12 protein-coding genes are annotated in these 20,587 nt (G+C 63.0%); 5 read left to right on the top strand and 7 right to left on the bottom strand.

Annotated elements, in window-relative coordinates; all coding sequences use genetic code 11:
- The first annotated feature begins 40 nt into the window (after positions 1 to 40).
- Entirely contained in the window at positions 41 to 607 is a 567-nt protein-coding gene (nudE, locus tag HU737_RS21275; RefSeq protein ID WP_186552853.1) for an ADP compounds hydrolase NudE, read from the top strand.
- Entirely contained in the window at positions 604 to 1,431 is an 828-nt protein-coding gene (gene cysQ, locus HU737_RS21270; RefSeq protein WP_186552852.1) for a 3'(2'),5'-bisphosphate nucleotidase CysQ, read from the top strand. Before nudE ends, cysQ begins: the two co-directional genes overlap by 4 nt.
- On the opposite strand, the gene HU737_RS21265 is transcribed toward cysQ, so the two are convergent.
- From HU737_RS21265 to HU737_RS21255, 3 genes are read right to left on the bottom strand one after another with little or no spacing between them, the layout of a single operon-like run.
- Positions 1,420 to 1,875 (bottom strand): YiiD C-terminal domain-containing protein, encoded by a 456-nt coding sequence (locus HU737_RS21265; protein WP_186552851.1) that lies wholly within the window; start codon positions 1,873 to 1,875, stop codon positions 1,420 to 1,422. The two genes, cysQ and HU737_RS21265, sit on opposite strands and share 12 nt — an antisense overlap.
- The gene (locus tag HU737_RS21260) at positions 1,872 to 3,284 is read right to left on the bottom strand and encodes a sigma-54-dependent transcriptional regulator (protein WP_186552850.1); all 1,413 of its coding nucleotides are present in this window, start codon (positions 3,282 to 3,284) and stop codon (positions 1,872 to 1,874) included. The genes HU737_RS21265 and HU737_RS21260 overlap by 4 nt, the downstream gene beginning before the upstream one ends.
- Positions 3,281 to 5,095 carry a sensor histidine kinase gene (locus HU737_RS21255; protein ID WP_186552849.1) on the bottom strand — a complete coding sequence of 605 codons (1,815 nt, stop codon included), beginning with the start codon at positions 5,093 to 5,095 and terminating at the stop codon, positions 3,281 to 3,283. The genes HU737_RS21260 and HU737_RS21255 overlap by 4 nt, the downstream gene beginning before the upstream one ends.
- Before the next feature lie 170 nt (positions 5,096 to 5,265).
- Here HU737_RS21255 and HU737_RS21250 point away from each other — a divergent pair, with 170 nt between their 5' ends.
- Positions 5,266 to 8,166, top strand: coding sequence for an aminotransferase (locus HU737_RS21250; protein WP_186552848.1), 2,901 nt, complete (start codon positions 5,266 to 5,268; stop codon positions 8,164 to 8,166).
- A gap of 175 nt (positions 8,167 to 8,341) precedes the next feature.
- The gene (gene aguA / locus HU737_RS21245; protein ID WP_186552847.1) at positions 8,342 to 9,448 is read left to right on the top strand and encodes an agmatine deiminase; all 1,107 of its coding nucleotides are present in this window, start codon (positions 8,342 to 8,344) and stop codon (positions 9,446 to 9,448) included.
- Between the two features lie 574 nt (positions 9,449 to 10,022).
- Here the strand turns inward: aguA and HU737_RS21240 are convergent.
- On the bottom strand, positions 10,023 to 12,125 hold the full coding sequence (locus HU737_RS21240) for a TonB-dependent receptor (protein WP_186552846.1): 2,103 nt from the start codon (positions 12,123 to 12,125) through the stop codon (positions 10,023 to 10,025).
- A gap of 438 nt (positions 12,126 to 12,563) precedes the next feature.
- Here HU737_RS21240 and HU737_RS21235 point away from each other — a divergent pair, with 438 nt between their 5' ends.
- Positions 12,564 to 13,883 carry an OprD family porin gene (locus HU737_RS21235; protein ID WP_186552845.1) on the top strand — a complete coding sequence of 440 codons (1,320 nt, stop codon included), beginning with the start codon at positions 12,564 to 12,566 and terminating at the stop codon, positions 13,881 to 13,883.
- Between the two features lie 30 nt (positions 13,884 to 13,913).
- On the opposite strand, the gene HU737_RS21230 is transcribed toward HU737_RS21235, so the two are convergent.
- The 3 genes from HU737_RS21230 to HU737_RS21220 form a co-directional block, all read right to left on the bottom strand.
- On the bottom strand, positions 13,914 to 15,584 hold the full coding sequence (locus HU737_RS21230) for an FMN-binding glutamate synthase family protein (protein WP_186552844.1): 1,671 nt from the start codon (positions 15,582 to 15,584) through the stop codon (positions 13,914 to 13,916).
- Positions 15,585 to 15,724: 140 nt separating this feature from the next.
- Positions 15,725 to 16,156, bottom strand: a complete 432-nt coding sequence (locus tag HU737_RS21225) for a hypothetical protein (protein WP_186552843.1) — start codon at positions 16,154 to 16,156, stop codon at positions 15,725 to 15,727.
- 1 nt (position 16,157) lies between these two features.
- Entirely contained in the window at positions 16,158 to 20,585 is a 4,428-nt protein-coding gene (locus HU737_RS21220; protein ID WP_186552842.1) for an RHS repeat-associated core domain-containing protein, read from the bottom strand.
- Between the last annotated feature and the right edge of the window lie 2 nt (positions 20,586 to 20,587).

Genomic DNA, 20,587 nt, shown 5'->3' with positions numbered 1-20,587 from the left:
GCCACGGTATAGTAACCCGTTCACGCCAAGGAGCCGCCCCATGCGCCAGAAACCCACCGTCCTCAGCCGCGAAATCGTCGCCAGTAGCCGCCTGTTCCGGGTCGAAGCGGTACAGCTGCGCTTCTCCAACGGCACCGAGCGGACCTACGAACGGCTGGTCGGGCGGGGGAATGGCTACGGCGCGGTGATGATCGTGGCGATGCTCGATGCCGAGCATGCGGTGCTGGTCGAAGAATACTGCGGCGGCACCGACGAGTATGAGCTGTCGCTGCCCAAAGGCCTGATCGAACCGGGCGAGGATGTGCTGGCCGCAGCCAACCGTGAGCTCAAGGAAGAAGCCGGTTTCGGCGCACGCCAGCTGGAACATCTGACCGAGTTGTCGCTCTCGCCCGGCTACATGAGCCAAAAGATCCAGGTGGTGTTGGCCACCGACCTCTATGAAGAACGCCTGGAAGGCGATGAGCCTGAGCCGATGCGGGTCGACAAGGTCAACTTGCGCGAGCTGTCGGCCTTGGCCATGCATCCGCAATTCACTGAAGGTCGAGCCTTGGCAGCGCTGTACCTGGTGCGTGACATGCTGACTCAACGCGGGCTGCTCAGCGCATGAACGACCAACAGCTGATGCACGAAGTGGTGAAGCTCGCCCTGGTTGCCGGCGAGGCGATCTTGCCGTACTGGCGCGCAGACGTGGCGGTCACCGCCAAAGCCGACGATTCACCGGTCACCGCAGCTGACTTGGCCGCTCACCGGGTCATCGCCGACGGTCTGCAAGCGTTGGCGCCTGAGATCCCGGTGCTGTCCGAGGAAGATTGTGAGATCTCCCTGGCCGAGCGGCAAAGCTGGAGCCGCTGGTGGCTGGTCGATCCGTTGGATGGCACCAAGGAATTCATCGCCGGCAGTGAAGAGTTCACCGTCAACATCGCCCTGATCGACAACGGTGAAGTGGTGTTCGGTGTGGTGGCGATGCCGACCAATGGCCGCTGCTACTTCGGCGGTCGTGAGCTGGGCGCCTGGCGCGTTGATCGAGGCGCTCACGCCGAACGGATCCGGGTGCGCAACACGCCGCCAGCCGATGGCCAGTTCACCGTGGTCGCCAGCCGCCGCCATTCCAGCCCTCAGCAGGAAGCCTTGCTTGCCGGCCTGAGTGGTGCCTTGGGCGAGTTGGCACTGGCCAATATCGGCAGCTCGCTGAAGTTCTGCCTGCTGGCCGAAGGCGCCGCCGATTGCTATCCGCGCCTGGCACCGACCTCGCAGTGGGACACCGCGGCCGCCCAGGGCGTGCTGGAAGGAGCAGGCGGCGAGGTGATCGGCCTGGACGCCCAGCCGTTTCGCTATCCACCGCGTGAATCGTTGCTCAATCCGTTCTTCCTCGCCCTGCCCAGCGCCGCGCAGTGGCGCCAGGCGTTGATCCAGCTCGCCTCAGCGATGTAGCACGTACTGCCCGCTGAAGTTGACCGCGGGCTCGTCGCTGCCACTGTTGCTCACCACCGTTGCCAGCGTCAGGCGGGCGCGGCCACGGCGCTGGTACATCGTCACGAAACGCTGCCAGGTGCTGTCGTCCGGCGCCTGGCAGCGGGCGACCGCCGCGCCGGTGACCGGCAGTGGATAACTGATCTGCCCCTCCTGAATGACGATATGCCCATCGTCGATGCCGGCCTCGCGCAAGCGCAGGTGTAGCCAGCCCCAGCCCACCAGCACCGCCGCGCAGTACAGGCTGCCGCCAAACATGGTGCTCTTGTGGTTGACGTTGGCTTCCAGCGGCAGTTGCAGCTGCAAGCAGTGGTCTTGCCAGCTGAGCACTTGCAGGCCCATTTCGCGGGTCAGCGGGATGTCGCTGTGCAACACCCCTTGCAGGTATTGGCTGTCGCTGCTCATGGGCGGTTGTCCTCGTGGTCGTCAGGCCCGCTGCCATTGCTGTCGGCAAAGCTCAGGCCGTGCTTGCGCAGTTTGTCGTGCAGGGTTTTACGGGGGATGCCCAGCGCTTCGGCGAGGCTGCGCATGGAGCTGTGTGGCTGGGTCAGCTCAGCGGCGATCAGCGAGCGCTCGAACTGCTCGACCTGTTCGCTGAGGTTGCCGCTGAGCACGGGCGCAGCCACCTGCGGGGCAGCCGCCACCTGACCATCGAGCGCCAGCTCCAGGCCCAAGGCGAAACGTTCGGCGGCGTTTTGCAGCTCACGCACGTTGCCTGGCCAGTCGTGACGCAGCAGCACCGCGCGTTGCGCCGGTTGCAGGGTGTGCGGCGGCAGGCCGTGGCGCTGGCTGGCGGCATCGGCGAAATGCTGGAACAGCACCAGGATGTCGTCGCCGCGCTCGCGCAGGGCCGGGATGCGCAGCGGGGCGACATTCAGGCGGTAGTACAAGTCGGCGCGAAAACGCCCTTGATCGGCAGCCTGGCGCAGGTCTTCCTTGGTCGCGGCGATGATGCGGATATCCAGCGGGATCAGCTGATTGCCACCCAGGCGCTCGACCACCCGCTCCTGCAACAGGCGCAGCAGCTTGACCTGCACGTCCAGGCTCATGCTCTCGATCTCGTCGAGGAACAAGGTGCCGCCGTTGGCGAATTCGAACTTGCCGATGCGGCGCTTCTGCGCGCCAGTGAAGGCGCCGGGCTCATGGCCGAACAGCTCGCTCTCGACCACCGATTCGGCCAGGGCGCCGGCGTTGATCGCCACGAACGGGCCGTCACGGCGGCTGGACAGGTCGTGCAGGGCACGGGCCACCACCTCTTTGCCGGCGCCGGTTTCGCCGAGGATCAGCACGTCGGCGCGGGTCGCGGCCAGGGCACCGATCTGCTCGCGCAGACGCTGCATGGCCGGCGACTGGCCGAGCAGGCGGGTGGACAGCTCGTGGCGGTCGCTCAAGGCCAGGCGCAGGCTGCGGTTGTCCAGCACCAGCCGGCGCAGGGCCAGGGCGCGGCGCACGCTGTCGAGCAGGGCGTCGCTGGCGAAGGGTTTTTCCAGGAAGTCATAGGCCCCCGCGCGCATCGCCTGCACCGCCAGCGGCACGTCGCCGTGACCGGTGATCAGCAACACCGGCAACTCGTGGTCACGCCCGCGCAGGTGTTCCAGCAGTTGCAGGCCATCGATGCCGGGCATGCGGATATCGCTGACCACCACGCCGGGCCAGTCCGCCTCGATGCGTTCGGCCAGGCCTTGGGCGTCGGCCAGGGTCACCACCTTGAGCCCAGCCAGGTCCAGCGTCTGGCCCAGCGCCTGGCGCAGGTGCGGGTCGTCGTCGACCAGGATCACCTGGGTACGGCTGTCGATCAATGTCTCGGACGTCATGCCGAGGGGTCCTCCGAAGTGGGCAAGGTCGCGCCGGGCTTGGCGACGCGCATCTGCAATGTGAGCAGGGCGCCACCTTCCGGGTGGTTGCCGAGCAGCAGTTCGCCGCCCAGGGTGCGCATCAGGCTTTCGCAGATGGCCAGCCCCAGGCCCAAGCCCTGGGTACGGGTCTTGGTGGTGAAGAACGGCTCTTTGGCGTGCTCCAGGGCTTGGCGGGTAAAGCCAGGGCCATTGTCGCGAATGTACAGGTAGACGTACTCATCGCGCCGCTCGGCACTCAGCCACAGCCGGCGCGGGTTGGCTTTTTCGGTGAGCGCGTCGAGGGCGTTGGCCAGCAGGTTGCCGAGCACCTGGCGCAGGCGGGTTTCGCCGGCCTGGACCCACAACGGCGCATCGGGCAAGTCGCGGATCAGTTCCACCGCCATCGCTCTGCGACGCTTGGCCAGCAGGGCCAGGGCGTCATCCAGGGCTGGCTGCAAGGCCACGCTCTCGGGGGCATGGCGATCGCGGCGGGCGAAGGCGCGTAGGTGGGCGATGATCGAGGCCATGCGTCCGGTCAGCTCGCCGATCAGCTTGAGGTTGCCGCGAGCATCCTCGGTGCGCTCGTGGTCAAGCAGGATCTCCGCGTTTTCGGCATAGCTGCGGATCGCCGCCAGCGGCTGGTTGAGCTCGTGACTGATGCTTGCCGACATGGTGCCGAGCACCGACAGCTTGCCCGCCTGGACCAGTTCGTCCTGGGCGCGCACCAGCTCCTGCTGGGCATTTTCGCGTTCCAGCACGGCGCTCTTGAGCCGGGTATTGAGCCCTTCAAGGTCGGCCGTACGCTCGGCCACGCGCTTTTCCAATTGCTGGCGGCCCCGGGCTTCGAAGTCGATGCGGTCGATGTAGTGGCGCCGCCGCTGCATCACCAGGCCCGTCAGCAGAATCAGTACCAACAACGCGCCGCCACCGATGGCCATGACCGTCTGCACCGAGCGATCGATGAGGATGTGAGGCGCGAGGATGCTCACCTGCCAACCGGTTTCCTTGATGTCGCGGGTCTGGATCAGCCAGGCATCCGGGTTGAGGTTCAGCGGCTGTGGGGCCTGGGTCGGATAAGGCTGGATGGCGAGCATGGCGGCCCGTTCGGCTTCGGTCAGGGCGCGGGTGGCACGGAAGCGCCAGTCGGGGCGCGAGGTCAGTACCACCACGCCGTTCTGGTCGGTCAGCAACAGTTGTTCGGGGGTGCGCCCCCACAGCGTTTCGGTGTGGTCCAGGTCGACTTTCACCACCAGCACGCCGATCACCTTGTCGCGATCATGCACGGCGGCTGCGAAGAAGTAGCCACGCTTGGCCGAGGTCGTGCCCTGGCCGAAGAAGCGCCCCAGGCGGCCCTCCATCGCTTCGATGAAGTACGGACGGAAGGCGAAATTACGCCCCAGGAAGCTGTCGTGCTTGTCCCAGTTGGAGGCGGCCAGGGTGTTGCCGCTGACGTCCATCAGGTACATCACCTCGGCGCCGGTCTGCTGGGTGATGCCCTTGAGCAGGCGGTTGGCGTTGGTCACCGCCTCCAGCTTGAACGGATCGGCCAGCACCTGGCGCAGCGCCGGCAGGTCGCCGAGGATCTGCGGCAAGGTCTCGTAGCGGTGCAGGGTGCCTAGCAGGTTGGCCACGTAGAGGTCGAGGGTCTGACGATTCTGCGAGGCCAGTTCGTCCTGGTAGTAGCGCTCGGCCAGGTGATGCAGCGGCCAGAGCAGCGGTGCCAGGCACACGGCAAGTATCGCCAGGCTGCGCCAGCGGGGGCGTCGAGGTGGGGTGGAAATCTGCATCATCGCCAGTCATGCCAGAAGAGTCTGCGGCAATTATGCGCTACTTGGGGCCTTCCTTGGGCGCTCGCGGATTGTGCGGGTTCAGGTGCTCCGTCGTCTTTACGCACACGCCTCTTGAATATCGCCCGCAGCAGTGGCGATATAAGCGACAAAAAAACCGAGGTCACTTGCACATGCCCCTCAGCACCCTGATTCAACGTTCCAGCCAGCCCAGTCCTTCGCTGAGCGAAGCCCAGGCGCATGCCTTGCTGAGGGCGCACTACGACCTTGAGGGCAGCCTGCAATCATTGGGTAGCCAGCAGGACCTGAATTTCCGCGTCGACAGCGGTCACGCACGCTACGTGCTCAAGGTGTGCCATGGCAGTTATGCCGAGGTCGAGTTGCAGGCCCAGCATGCCGCCCTGGCCTACCTGGGTGAGCAGGGCTTGCCGGTGCCGGTGGTGCGTCCCGCGCGCAATGGTTCAGCCTTGCTGGCGCTGGACAGCGAAGGCCAACCGCTGCGCGTGCGCCTGCTCGACTACATCGAAGGCCAGCCGTTGACCCGCCTCAAGCACCTGCCAGCCAGGCTGATGGCCGAGCTCGGCGCACTCTGTGCCCGGGTCGACCAGGCCCTGGCCGACTTCGACCATCCGGGGCTTGAGCGCACCTTGCAGTGGGACCCGCGCCATGCCCAGGCACTGATCGCGCATCTGCTGCCAGTGTTGCGTGATGAAACCCGCCGCGAGCAGGTCGCACGGGTGGCGAGTGAAGCCGGGCAAACCTTGGCAACCCTGGTCGATCAACTGCCGACCCAGGCCGTGCATCTGGATATCACCGACGACAACGTGGTCTGGAGCCGCGACGCCCAGCGCCAATGGCAGTTGCAAGGAGTGATCGATTTCGGCGACCTGCTGCGTACCTGGCGCATTGCCGATCTATCGGTGACCTGTGCGGCGTTGCTGCACCATGCCGAGGGCGATCCGCTGCGCATCCTGCCAGCGGTCAGCGCTTATCAGGCGGTCAATCCGCTCAGTGATGCAGAGTTGCGTGCCCTCTGGCCTCTGGTACGGATGCGCGCCGCGGTGTTGGTGCTGAGCAGTGAACAGCAGTTGGCGGTCGATCCGGACAACCAGTACACCCGCGACAACATCGCCCATGAATGGCAAATCTTCGACACCGCCAATGCTGTGCCCGCGGCGCTGATGGAAGCGGCGATTGTGCAAGCCGCCGGTCGCCAGTTGCCGCCCGTGCAGCTATCTGGCTGCGCGCCTTTGCTGCCGGAGCTGGCAGGTCAGGCGGTGACCAGGGTCGATCTTGGCGTGCTCAGCCCGCATTGCGAGGCGGGTAACTGGGAGCATGCCGGCTTTGACCAGGCCGTACTGGCCGCGCAGCTCGGCGCTGCATGCAGCCTGCATGGCCAGTATCGCTTGTCGCAGACCCATATCGATCGGCCGGACGAGCCCGCCACCTGCGCACTCGGCGTGGAGTTGAAAGTGCCAGCTGGCAGTGTGGTGCAAGCCCCGCAGGACGGCATCTGGCAGCGCACTGGCGAGGGTCGTGGACGCTTGCGCACGGCCGATTGGAGTCTGTGGCTCAAGGGCCTGGAAGACACCCCGGCCGATGGTCAGGCTGTGACCCAGGGGCAGACGCTGGGTACGGCTTGTGGCTTTTTGAGTGTGCAGCTGTGTCGCGACCATGCGCTGCAGCCGCCGTTCTTCGCCAAGCCGTCCGCAGCCGCCGCCTGGTTGGCCCTGTGCCCGTCGCCGCAGCCTTTGCTCGGCTTTGCCTGCGATGCCGAGCCATTGCCCGACGCCCAAGCGCTGCTGGCCCGTCGCGACGCCAGCTTTGCTCGCTCGCAGAAGCACTACTATGCCCAGCCGCCGCATATCGAGCGGGGCTGGCGCAACTACCTGATCGACATGCATGGCCGCTCGTACCTGGACATGCTCAATAACGTGGCGGTGCTCGGCCATGGTCACCCACGCATGGCCGCAGAGTCGGCGCGCCAGTGGTCGCTGCTCAATACCAACTCGCGCTTTCACTACGCGGCCATCGCCGAGTTCTCCGAGCGCCTGCTGGCCATGGCGCCACCTGGCTTTGACCGGGTGTTTCTGGTCAACAGCGGCACCGAGGCCAACGACCTGGCAATTCGCCTGGCCTGGGCCTACAGCGGCGGGCGCGACCTGCTCAGCGTGCTGGAGGCCTATCACGGCTGGTCGGTGGCCACCGATGCTATTTCCACCTCCATCGCCGATAACCCGCAAGCGCTGGAAACCCGGCCGGATTGGGTCCACCCGGTCGAGGCGCCGAACACCTTCCGTGGCCGTTATCGCGGGCCGGACAGCGCTGGCGACTACCTGCGTGACGTCGACGCCAAACTTGCCGACCTCGACGCGCGCGGGCGCCAGCTGGCCGGCATGATCTGCGAGCCGGTGTACGGCAACGCCGGGGGTATTTCGCTGCCGGCAGGCTATCTGCGCGATGCCTACGCCAAGGTGCGCGCCCGGGGCGGGGTGTGCATCGCCGATGAGGTACAGGTCGGCTACGGCCGCTTGGGCGAGTACTTCTGGGGTTTCGAGGAGCAGGGCGTGGTCCCGGACATCATCACCATGGCCAAGGGCATGGGCAACGGCCAGCCGCTGGGCGCGGTGATCACTCGCCGTGAAATCGCCGAGGCGCTGGAAGCCGAGGGCTACTTCTTCTCCTCCGCAGGCGGCAGCCCCGTCAGTTGCCGGATCGGCCTGGCAGTGCTGGACGTGATGCACGACGAGGGCCTGTGGCAGAACACCCGTGAGGTCGGCGCCTACTTCAAGGCGCGTCTGCAGGCTTTGGTCGATAAACATCCGCTGGCCGGCGCCGCCCATGGTTCGGGTTTCTACCTGGGGTTGGAACTGGTACGCGATAGCGACACCCTGGAACCGGCCAGTGAAGAGACCATGACCCTGTGCAATCGCCTGCGCGATCTGGGCATCTTCATGCAGCCAACCGGCGATTACTTGAACATCCTCAAGATCAAGCCGCCGATGTGCACCACGCGGGCCAGTGTGGATTACTTCGTCGATTGCGTGGATAGGATCTTGGCTGAAGGTCTCTAACAGCGGGCGAATGGCTCGATCAAATCGATTCATATCGATTTGATCGAGCTTTTTATATCTAAACGGTCTCTTTGATCGCTTTTAAAGCCGATATTTATCGGATATAAATGCGGGTCATTGACCCTCGGGCCGCAGCGCGACCCAGACCCTCCGACAGTTTTTCCAGAGGTTACTGATGAAAACCCTCAATTCGACCCCGCGTGCCGACGGCTTCCACATGCCAGCCGAATGGGCGCCGCAGACCCAGGTCTGGATGGTCTGGCCGGAGCGCCCTGACAACTGGCGCCTGGGCGGCAAGCCAGCACAGGCTGCGCATGTCACCCTGGCCAAGGCCATTGCCCGCTTCGAGCCGGTGACCGTCGGCGTTTCCGCCGGCCAATACGAGAACGCTCGGCGCCAGCTCGACGTGCCGAACATACGTGTGGTGGAAATCAGCAACGACGATGCCTGGGTGCGCGACACCGGCCCAACCTTCGTCATCAATGACCACGGCGAAGTGCGCGGTGTGGATTGGGGCTTCAACGCCTGGGGCGGCTTCGACGGCGGCCTCTACGCGCCGTGGAACCGCGATGAAGAGCTGGCCGCCAAGGTGCTGGAAATGGAGCGCTGCCAGCGCTATCAGACCGAAGGTTTCGTGCTCGAAGGCGGCTCGATCCACGTCGACGGTGAAGGCACCCTGATCACCACCGAGGAATGCCTGCTCAATCGCAACCGCAATCCACACCTGGACCGCGAGCAGATCGAGCAGATCCTGCGCGAGCAGTTGGCGGTCGATACCATCGTCTGGCTGCCAGATGGCTTGTACAACGATGAGACTGACGGCCACGTCGACAACTTCTGCTGTTACGTCGCCCCAGGTGAAGTGTTACTGGCCTGGACCGATGATTCCAACGACCCCAACTACGCCCGCTGCCACGCGGCCTTCGAGGTGCTGAAAAACACCCGTGATGCCAAAGGGCGCGAGTTCGTGGTGCACAAGATGCCCATTCCTGGACCACTGTTCGCGACGCAAGAAGAGTGCGCCGGGGTCGATCAGGTCGCCGGCAGCCAGGAGCGTGATCCATCGGTGCGCCTGGCTGGCTCCTATGTGAACTTCCTGATCGTCAATGGCGGGATCATCGCGCCGAGCTTCGACGATCCGGCAGATGCTGAAGCTAGAGCGATTCTGGCCAAGGTCTTCCCTAATCATGAAGTGGTGATGATCCCGGGTCGTGAGTTGCTCCTGGGCGGTGGCAATATCCACTGCCTGACCCAGCAGCAACCGGCGCCGATCAAGCGCTAACCTCCTGGCAAATGAAAAGGCCCGTCTCGATGACGGGCCTTTTTGTTGGTGCGACGGCTGGCGCCGGGAATGGCATACGTTTTGTATTGTTTTCCATTGTGTTTCAAACAGATAGGACTACTCCGATCTGTAACAAAACCCACGTAAGTTAGCCGCTCACGGGCCCAGGGAGTTTGTGTAGAGATGAATGCAGCAAGTGAGTCGGCTTTGCCCCCATCGGCAGTGAATCACGAATCGCTCAAAATATTGACGCAGTGGTTGAGACACCATGGAAGCAAACGGGTCAGGACGACCGACCCGCGACGTCTGCTGGATGGGCGCTATCCGCAAGGCTTGATCAGTGAAGCAGAGCTTGAGGCTCTGATGGCTGTCTGGCATTGACCGGGTAGTACTTACGGATGAATGAAAAACGCCACCGCGATCATGCGGTGGCGTTTTTGTTTGTGGGTGTCAGTTGCACGGCCGTGCCTACAGGAGTGCTGTTCACTTGAGAGTTTGGGGCCGCAAAGCGGCCCCAAAACAGACGAAACAGGTCTAACAGTGAACAGTAGCGGCCGGTAAGCACCCTGCAAATTTAGAAGTTGTACGTACCGGTCACCACCAGGCTGCGCGGATCGCCCACCTGAATCTGCGCCGCACTGGTCGCCGAGGCGTAGTAGGTCTTGTCGGCAATATTGTTCAACGCCGCGCGCACATCCCAGTCGCGTGTACGGAACCCTGCCAGTGCATCCCAGCGGCCATAGCCCGGCAACACCGTGGTGTTCTGGTTATCGGCATAACGCTCGCCCACCAGGGTCAGGCCGGTTTCTGCGTACCAGCCCAACTCTGGCTTCCAGGTGATGAACAGGCTGCCGTTACGCTTGGCCACGTCATTGATCCGGTTGCCCTCCTGGCCGTTGTTGTCCTCGACGATGATCGCGTCCTGGATACCGATCCCGCCGCGCACGTACCAGTTGCCAACGATATTGCCGGTGGCGGTCAGCTCGATACCACGCGACCGTTGCAGGCCGCTCAGTTGAATCAGCTCTGGGTTGTTCGCGTCGCGGGTGCGGCGGTTGTACAGTTCCAGTTCATAGATGGCGAGGGTGGTGGTCAGGCGGTCATCCAGCCAGTCGCTCTTGACGCCGATTTCCTTCTGCCGGCTGAGCTCTGGCCCGGTGTCGTTGGCATTTCCAGGCGCACCTGGGGTGATGCCGATCAGCCCGCCGCCAACCGGCGAGAAGGTCTTGCTCCAGGACGCATAGAACGAATGGTCTTGCCATGGCGAATACACCACGCCCAGACGGGGGCTGGTGGTGTTGCTGTCCTGTTTTTCGCTCAGGTTGCGAATCTGGTTGGTCGTCTCCACCTCGAACTGATCGAAGCGCACGCCAGCGAGGATCTGCCACTGATCGTTCAGGCGGATCTGGTCCTGCAAGTACAGGCCGCGGCTGTCGACCACGCTGTGGTTGTTGCTCGACACCACCATGCGGCCGTTGTGTTGCAGGTTACGGTCGGGGTTGTTCAGGTCCAGGCTCGGAACCAGGGTGCCGCCGTCCTTAGGCTTTGCGGCGGTGTACAGCAAAGGATCGCGGCGCTGATGACCGAACTCAAGGCCCACCAGCAGCTTGTGCTCCAGGCTCCAGGTGGCGAAGTTGCCTTCGGCCTCGAGGTTGTTGAACAGGTTGCGGGTCTTCAGGTCCTGCTGCCAACGCTGGCGAGTGACGGTGTTGTTGCTGGCGTTGTAGGCGGTCACGTAGGTGTTGTCGAAACCACTGTCGAGCTGGAACAGGCTCAGGGTATGGCGCAGCTGCCAGGCGTCGCTGAGCTGGTAGTTCAGGCGCGAGCGCAGCGACTGGCTCTTGTCGTCGATGAAATCGCGCTGGGTGTCGCCATAGGTGGTGTCGCGGCCAACGTCGGCCGGGCGTCCATTGACACCCGGGATGCCGCGGTCAGGTGTGCGGTTGAAGCGGCTGTACTCGTACTGCACCAGCCAGTTGAGATCTTCGCTCAGCTGCCAGCTCATGGAGGGGGCGAACAGCTGGCGGCTGCCGTCGATACCGTCGCGGAAACTGTTGTTGTCCTGGTTGCCCAGGTTCAGGCGCAGGCTGATGTTATCGCTAGGGTCGGCGCTGAGGTCGGCGTACAGGCTGCGCAGGTCCTCGCTGCCGCCTTGGACCTCAATGCTCGAGCGGCGGCCATGTTCTGGCACCTTGCTCACCCGGTTGACGATACCGCCCTGGCTGCCCCGGCCATACAGCACTGCCGCTGGACCCTTGAGCACATCGACCCGCTCGATGTTGTGCAGGTCGCGAATGTACTGGCTGTCGTCGCGCACGCCATCGAGATAGAAGTCGTTGCTGCTATCGAAGCCGCGGATTCGCACGCTGTCGAAGCGCGTGTCGGCGCTGCTGCTGACGTTGGGGATGCCTTCGAGTGCCTTGCCCAGCGAACTGCTGCCGTAGTCCAGCACATTTTGCGTCTTGAGGGTGTCGATCGCCTGCGGCACGTAACGCACCGGGGTCGAGGTGCGGGTCGCGGTGCTCACCTCTTTGACCCGGGGGTTATCACGCTCGCGTTCACTGTCGGCGGTGACCGACAACTCCGGCAGGGTAGTGGTAGCAGCATGGGCAACGCCTGCGCTGCACAGCAGCGACAGGCCGAGGGTTACAGGAGAAAGGCGGCAGGCAGCACGCATGGGAACATCCGCAAAAGGCAGTAATTGGAAAAAGGGTGCGGATGATAATGCGTGCTATTTACTCGTGCTTGGGTATTTGTAAAGACTCGTCTTTACATATGTATCAGTTTGTAAATGCCAGACCACAGGCAGGATGTCAGCACAAGAGACAGATTGCCCCAGGCAATGACAGATATGCATTGAAATGCACCAGACCTAAGCGTGATTTTGGTTATATCGACCTGCATTTCACGATTTTTTGACATCCTCAAGCGCAGGCGGATAGGATTCGGCCAACGCCTGCCGGCCATGACTTGGCCATGCAGCTGCACAAGGCCCGCCAGGCAAGTATCGGTGGGGCCTTCCAGTTGGATCCGCATAGCGTCGAACCTACGAAGGGGCGTTGGTTCCTGGCGTCAAAATGCAGAGCGTTTTTGATTAAGAAATAAGGAAAATAACATGTTGAAAACCAGGATCAGCCTGGTCGCGTTGGCGATGATCGCCGCGACCCAGGCTCAGGCCAACGAGCAGGCCGAAAGCAAGGGCTTCATTGAAGACAGCCACGCAAACGTTCTCCTGCGTAACGCTTTCATCAATCGTGACAAGAAACACGGCACCAACGATCAGTCCCAATGGGGCCAAGCGTTCATCGCCAACTTCTCCTCCGGCTTCACCCAAGGCACCGTCGGTGTAGGCGTTGACGCCTTCGGCCTGTACGCCGTGCGTCTGGACGGTGGTAAAGGTCGCAACCAGGGTGGCGGCGTCGACTTCTTCAAGCGCTCCGACCCCACCTTCGATGGCGAGAAAACCAACGCGCCGCACAACCTGGCCCGCGCTGGCGCGGCCGTGAAGTTCCGCATCTCCAACACTGTGCTCAAGTACGGTGACCAGATGCCAGCCCTACCGGTTCTGCAATACGACGATGCCCGTCTGCTGCCAGAAAGCTTCACCGGTACCCTGATCACCTCCAAGGAGATCGAAGGCCTGGAGCTGAACGCCGGTCGCTTCACCCAGGAAGCGCGCAAGAGCGCCGAGCGCCGTGACGGCGGCGGCCTCAAGTCGATCAACGTGCTCGGTGGTAGCTACAAAGTTACCGACAACTTCACCGCTTCGCTGTACACCGCAGACAACGAAGACGTGATGAAGAAGCACTACCTGGGCTTGAACTACGTCTTCCCGATTGCCGCTGACCAGTCGCTGACCCTGGACTTCAACGGCTACAAGTCGGACATCGACAACAAGTACGTGCGCGCCGCCAAGCTCAATGGCGACTCCAACACCATCTGGAGCCTGGCTGCTACCTACGCCTACGGTCCGCACTCGTTCACCCTGGCGCACCAGCGCAGCACCGGCAGCACCGGCTACAACTACGGCTGGTACCAGAACGATGGCGGCGTGGGTGACGGTGGTTCGACCATCTACCTGGCCAACTCCTACTGGTCTGACTTCAACGCTGAAGACGAGCGTTCCTGGCAGCTGGGCTATGGCCTGGACTTCGGCGCCTTCGGCGTACCGGGCCTGACCTACAAGGTTGCCTACGTTGTTGGTGACAACATCAACACCCGTAAAGTCGGTGCCCCACAAGGCTACGGCGAGGGTAAAGAGCGCGAGATCTTCAACCAGCTCCGTTACGTCGTTCAAGACGGCCCGGCCAAGGACCTGTCGATCAAGCTGCGTAGCTCGTTCGTGCGTACCAACAACGCCGTTCAGCAAAACGGCTACAACGACGACGGCAACGAAGTCCGCGTATTCGTCGAGTACCCGATCAGCATCTTCTGATCCTGACTTGGCGTCTCAAACAGCCCCGGCCTATGCCGGGGCTGTTTGTTTGCGGCGTACCGTAGCCACGGCTGGCGCTTTTTCACTCTCTCCCGTCTCTGGCGCAAAGCTGTCACTGCGCGCCATCCGCCACATCCGCGCATAGAACTCACTTTCGATCGAGCCACTGAGCAATTCGCCTGGCTTGAGGAAGGTATGCAGCTGCGAGAACAGGCCAATTTCACTGGGGCTGATACGCCGCGCCAGGTGCTTGGGCTTGAGCTCAGAGGGATGCTCCAACCCTGCGGCGGCGAGCATCTCGGCCAGGGCATGCAAGGTGTTGCGATGGAAGCTGGCCACGCGCTCGGCCTTCTCCGGCACCACTAGCGCACGCTGGCGCAGAGGATCCTGGGTCGCCACGCCAGTCGGGCATTTGTTGGTATGGCAACTTTGCGACTGAATGCAGCCAATGGCGAACATGAAGCCGCGCGCCGAGTTGACCCAGTCGGCGCCAATGGCCAATACGCTGGCGATATCGAATGCGCTGACCAGCTTGCCCGCCGCGCCGATGCGTACCCGATCACGCAGGTTCAAGCCGACCAGGGTGTTGTGCACGAACATCAAGCCCTCCCGCAGCGGTACGCCGATATTGTCGGAAAACTCCCGCGGCGCCGCACCCGTGCCGCCTTCCTTGCCGTCGACGACAATGAAGTCCGGGGTAATGCCGGTGGCCAGCATGGCCTTGGCGATGGCCATGAACTCCCACGGATGCCCCAGGCAAAACTTGAAGCCCACCGGCTTGCCGCCAGACAGCTCACGCAGCAACGCGACGAAGCGCAGCAGCTCGACCGGGGTACGGAAGGCGCTGTGGGCGGCCGGCGAGATGCAGTCCTCACCTTCGCGCACGCCACGGGTGGCGGCGATTTCCGGGCTGACCTTATGCCCCGGCAAGATCCCGCCGTGGCCAGGCTTGGCACCTTGGCTGAGCTTGATCTCGATCATCTTCACTTGCCCATCGCGCGCCTGCTCGGCAAAGCGCTGCGGATCGAACCGGCCCTCGTCGGTGCGACAGCCAAAGTAGCCACTGCCGATCTCCCAGATCAGGTCGCCGCCGTGCTCGCGATGGTAGGGGCTGATACTGCCTTCGCCGGTGTCATGGGCGAAGCGGCCCAGCCGTGCGCCCTTGTTCAGGGCGGCGATGGCGTTGGCGCTAAGGGCGCCGAAGCTCATCGCCGAGATATTGAAGATCGATGCCGCATAGGGTTGCAGGCACTGCGGCCCGCCGATACGGATGCGAAACGACGCCGGATCCGGCGTTTGCACCGGCAGCATCGAATGGCTGATGAACTCGAAACCGGTCTTGTAGACGTCATTGAGCGTGCCAAAGGCTTTCTCGGCGCTCTCGTTCTTGGCGCGGGCATACACCAGTGAACGTTGCGCGCGGGAGAACGGCAGCTTGTCGTCATCACCTTCGATCAGGTACTGGCGGATTTCCGGGCGAATGGTTTCGATCAGGTAACGGATGTTGCCCAGGATCGGGTAGTTGCGCCGCACCGCGTGATGGCTCTGGCGCAGGTCGTTGAGGCCGACCAGGCTGAGCAGGGCAGTGATCACGCAAAACGGCCACAGCCAGCTGTGCTGGGCGAGCAAGGGGATACTGGCAAAGGTGAAGATCAGGCAGGCGGCCAGGCAGGCGTAGCGGCTGGGGAGCGACTCTTTCATGGGTCCATCGCAGGCAGGATGACCCGACCTAGGATAGGCAAAGCAGGCGCGCGGAAAACCAGGGGTTTCGGTAAAAGACTCTTGCGCGCGCGCAGCTTGTGTTCAACGGATTGCTTACGCTAAGACCACCTGCAATGCGATCAATCCAGTTCGAAATACCATTCGAGGAAGGCGTTGAAATCTGGCCACTGAGGTTTCACCTTGCCTGCCAGGAAATCGACCAGCAACGGGCCGGCCTCCAGCTCAAGCACTTCGCCTGTATCGCGGTTGTAGAAGAAACCGTGTTCGGAGTGGAACCCGTCCAGTGGCAGGTATGCTTCTGGCAGCCCCATCTCATGGGCAGCCTTGATACTACCCAGATAGCTGGAGTTCACCAGGAACCAGCCCACCTGAAACATCTCCACATGACGACTGAGAAAGGTCGGACCGTCTTCGGCATGCAGGAAGAAGCGCACGAAATCAGAGTCCATGGGGAGGCCAAGGCCAAGCAACGCTTGGCGGTAGTCTTCAGAGGCATCATCGAACCACCAGCCTTTGGTCTTGCAGTGGTTGATCAGTTTTTCGGAAAGCATGTCAGGCTCCACATCGGTTTGGTTTGCCACCGCCCTTAATGGAGGCAGTGGCACGTTGTTTCCAGTATGCCTCACGGTCAATGTCAAACGCGCTACGGTTGACCGGGTTGTGTGGGTGAGCATTGGGCAAGTGCGGATGCAGCGCCTTGCTCTTTTGGAACCGATTATGGGTATCGGCCGACAGTTCGAACAAGGATCCGATGCCATTCTGCTTGGAGTGGTGCAGGTGGACCACCTCGTACTTGCCGTTCTTGACGATCATCGGGCTGCGCTGCTCTTCCAGCACCAGCTGACGGTTGGTTTTCACGCCATTACGTGTATTGACCTTCAAGTCCCAGTCGATCTCCTGCTGATAGACCGTATGCACATTGCCAGAAGGCGCCTCGAACACCGTTCTGGTGAAGATGCCATCCAGGCCGAGCGGGTCGATCCAGGTGAACGGGTTGGGCCCATAGGCATACAGGTTCAGGCCACCGTACAGGCCAATCGGGTCCGGTTGGGTGAAGCGCCCGATATCGGGGTCGTAGTAACGGTGCAGGTTGTAGTGCAGGCCAGTTTCGCGATCAAGATATTGGCCCTGAAAGCGCAGATTCTGCTCGTCGATGAAGCGCGCCTCGCGCTCCTCGCGCAAGGTATTGCCCCACACCTGATAGCTTGCTTGCCAGAGCAACTGGCCCTGGTCGTCGGTCAGCTTGTTCGGCAGGCCATTGACGTCGTTGTGGAAGTGGCAGACCTGCTGCGTCTGGCCCTGGCCGTCGATGCGCGCAAGTGGCTCGAAGCCGTCGTTGGCATAGACGTAGACGCTAGCGCGGCCATTGCGTCGCTCGCTCAGCAAGCGCTGGCCCTCCCAGGTGAAGCAGGTCTGGTTCAACAGCTGACCCTGGCCGTCGTACTCGGTTTTTTCCAGCCTGCGCCCCAGCGGGTCATAGCGCATGCGCAGCACGCGTTCGCGCCCTGCCTGATGGCTGTCGACCCGTATCAGGCGGTGCTCGGCGTCATAGTGAAAATGCTGCGTGCCCCAGCGACGGCTGCGTTTTTCCAGCAAGCGGCCGAAGGCGTCATAGCGGTAGCGTTTGTCCTGGTAGTGGCTCAGGCGATTATGGCGAACCGGCTTGGCCGGCGCCTGCGCGGGGTCTATCAGGTTGGCGGCAGCATCGTAGGTGAAGGCTTCATGGGTGCCATCGTGAGCATCCTGACGAGCGATTATCCGGCCGGCGGCATCGTGGCGTAGCCACTGCTGATGCTGTTGGCCGGGCTGCTGGCTGAAATGCCCCGCCAGATCATCGGCCAAGCTCCACTGGTAGCTGTCCTGGAACGGCGCCAGCAGCTGGGCGGCTTGGTCGAGCTGGCGAGATTGGCGTCTGTGCAGCCGCCCGCTGCGGTCGTACTCGCTTTGCGTCGCCAGGCGACCTTGCACGCGCAAGGTCTCGCGATGCAGGCGGTCGCGTTCGAAGTCGCAGAGCAACAGGCCATCGAGGTTGATGTGGTGCAGATGGCCATTGCCGTAGAAATGCCGATTGAGCCAGCGGCCGTCAGGCAACTGGGTTTGCAGGGGATTGCCCAGTTCATCGTAGACCCGCCTCAGTACCCCGCCTGCAGTGTGTTCCTCGGTGTTTTGCCCCAAGGCGTCATAGGCGAACGCTACCCGTTGCGTGTTGCCGTCGCGGTCAGTGCCGAGCACTTCCAGCAGTTGGTCCAACGCGTCGTAGCGATACTCGGTAAAACCATCGTCGGTGGTCTTGCCGACCATTCGCCCAGCGGCATCGCGGGTGTACTGATGGACGATTGCCGCTGGGGTCGCCTCGGCGAACGCGGGCGAGGGGTAAAACTCCAGCGCGATCAGGTTGTCCGTGGCGTCATAGCGGTAGCGGCGTCCGCCGCCGTCCAGCTCTTGCTGGTCAATCAAGCGATCGAGCGGGTCCCAGCTGAACCGATAGTGCTCGCCGTTGGCATTGCTCAGGGCACTCAAGCGACCGTAGGGATCGTAGCGATACTCCACCTGGTGACCGAGTGGGTCGATGCTTTTCCAGGCTTTGCCTTGCCGATTGAAACTGTAGAGGCTGGTCTGCCCGCCCGTATCGCTGTAGCGCACCAGCCGGCCCAGGGCGTCGTGCTCGAAGTGCTCCCGACGACCGTCAGGCTGCACGATGGCAGTCAGGTAGCCACGGATATCCCGCTCATAGGTAGTGCATTCACCCAAGGCATTGGTCACTACCTGCAAGTGGCCGCGGTGATCGTAGTCGAAGCGGGTTGTTGCAGCAGAACAGTCGGTATAGCGCTTGAGTTGGCCCAGTGGGTTCCAGTGCAGTTGCTTGTGCTTGCCTGCCGCATCGATGATTTCCACGACCTGGCCGTGCGCGTCGTAGCGGTAGCGTGTGACCTGGCCCAGCGGGTCGGTCTCACGGGTGCGATTGCCACGCGGGTCATAGCGATACTGCCAACGATTGCCCGCCCTGTCGGTGCGCGCGCGCGGCAAGGCCCAGTGCTCCAGCCACTGAAACGACTCGCTGCGGCCAAGCGGGTCGATGCTTTCGGCCAGGTTGCCCGACTCGTCATAAAAGTACTGCCATTGGCCGCCATCGGGCGCCTGGGCGCCGAGCAGTTGGCGCTCATCGTTCCACTCGAAGTGCCAGGTGTCGCCCAGCGCATTGGTGAACGAGGTGACCTGGTACTGCGGGTTCCAACGACGGGTCGAGACCCGTTGCAGGCCATCGGTGATACGCGTAATGCCCGCGCCAAGGTCATACTCGAAGCGATACTCGTCGCCTTCGTTGGTCCAGTGTCGGACCACCCGCCAGCCATCGTCGAAACTCGCCCACTCATAGCAGCACTGCAGGCCGTCGTAGGTCTGGTGCAGGGTCAGGCGAGCGCCGCCATCGTAGCCGAACTGTCGGGTGGGGCGGGCCAGGGCGTCTTCAACCTGGGCCAGGTTGCCGTTGGCGTCATAGCGGTAGCTGACCAGCGTTTCCCGGCTGGGCTGGGGCTGATTTGCCTGAGGATAGTGACGATCAACCGCGAGCAGCCGCTGGGGCCACTGGCTGCAATAGCGCAAGTGGATCTCGATCTGCCCGCTACTGTCGCGCAAGCGTGCCAGACGGCCGAGGTCGTCGTATTCCAGGTAGAGGCGGTTGTCGTTGCGGTCGCCCAGCTGGCTCAGGCGCAGGCGATCAGGGTTGCCCGGCGTAGGCTCGAACAGCCGGTAAACCCCTTGCAGGCTTTCGATCAGCAGTTCGCCATTGAGGGCGTGACGCACGCTCAAGCCTTCACTGGCACTGAATACCGCATCGCCCTTGGGGATCTGCCCCATGTCGATGACTCTGGCTTGCTCATCGGTGAACAGCAGGCGTTCTGTGCCCGCGTCACGCTTGAACTCGACGAAGACTTCGTAAGCCACGCTCCAGCCGGGGCCAAACAGCCCGTCGCGGCGTTCATCGCGGCTGTTGTAGTAGCGCTGCCAGGGCAGCGGGATCGGGCCTGGCAGGTTGAAGTCCAGGTCCTCTTCGCCGTTGAGCAGCTTGGCGCCAGTGGGCGCGTGAACCGGATTCGGCGAGCCGACGATGGCAGAGGTGAGGGCGCTGGTGACCTGGCCGCTGACATAGCTGCTCACGCCACCGATCAGCATGCAGCCAAACCGGCTGTAGAACTTGCCACCGCGCCCGCGCAAAAGCATCAAGGCAGTGATCGCCAGGCCGATCCCAGGCGTCTTGCCGCTGCGTATCTCGCGGACCACGATAGGCTCGCCGCCGATGCGCACATTGTTCGACACCAGCCCACCGTCGACGATCACCGCTTCACAGGTGCTGCGGTCGCCACTGCGCGCAGCCGGATGGCCGTTGATCAAGACCTTGCTCGAACCTTCGGCAAGGTACTGTGGCGGCATCGGCGGGTGCTTGCTGCACACGACCTTGTCGTCGTTGGCTTCCTGGGTGTTGGCGGCGGGGCTGGCGACGGTGGGGCGCCACATCTGCGAGAAGAACCCCTTGGCCATGTCCAGGAAGGTTTCCTCAGGCTCATCGGCACCCTCTGCGCCGCCTTCCAGTGGCGCGGGGGGCGCGATAACTACACCTGCTGCGCGGGCTGCCGGTTTACCGTTGGTCTTGGTGTCGGGGGAGCCTGAAGCGATGGTCGCCTGCACCGAGGGCGGAAACAAAAAATTGCCGATACCCTCACATAATCGACTGAGCCCAGTGTCGGCGCCAGTCGCCGCCATGGCCACGCCCACCACCAGGCCCACCACTGCGCCGAGCACGAAGCAGCCCAGCCCGCCAGTGGCTACGGTGATGCCCAGGGCCGCAGCGACGGCTGCCGTCGCCAGGGCGCCAATGGCCACAGTGGCAGCAACTTCCAGCACACCGCCGACGATGTCGGCCATCATCGAGGTGTGCAACAGGGCATCGCCTTCGCGTGCCGCCCACAGAGCGTCAGACATGG

Origin of the sequence: Pseudomonas urmiensis (genome assembly GCF_014268815.2) — a bacterium.
Taxonomy (GTDB): domain Bacteria; phylum Pseudomonadota; class Gammaproteobacteria; order Pseudomonadales; family Pseudomonadaceae; genus Aquipseudomonas; species Aquipseudomonas urmiensis.
The sequence above is the reverse complement of the archived record's forward strand: the minus strand, read 5'-3'. Positions and strand labels throughout refer to the sequence as shown.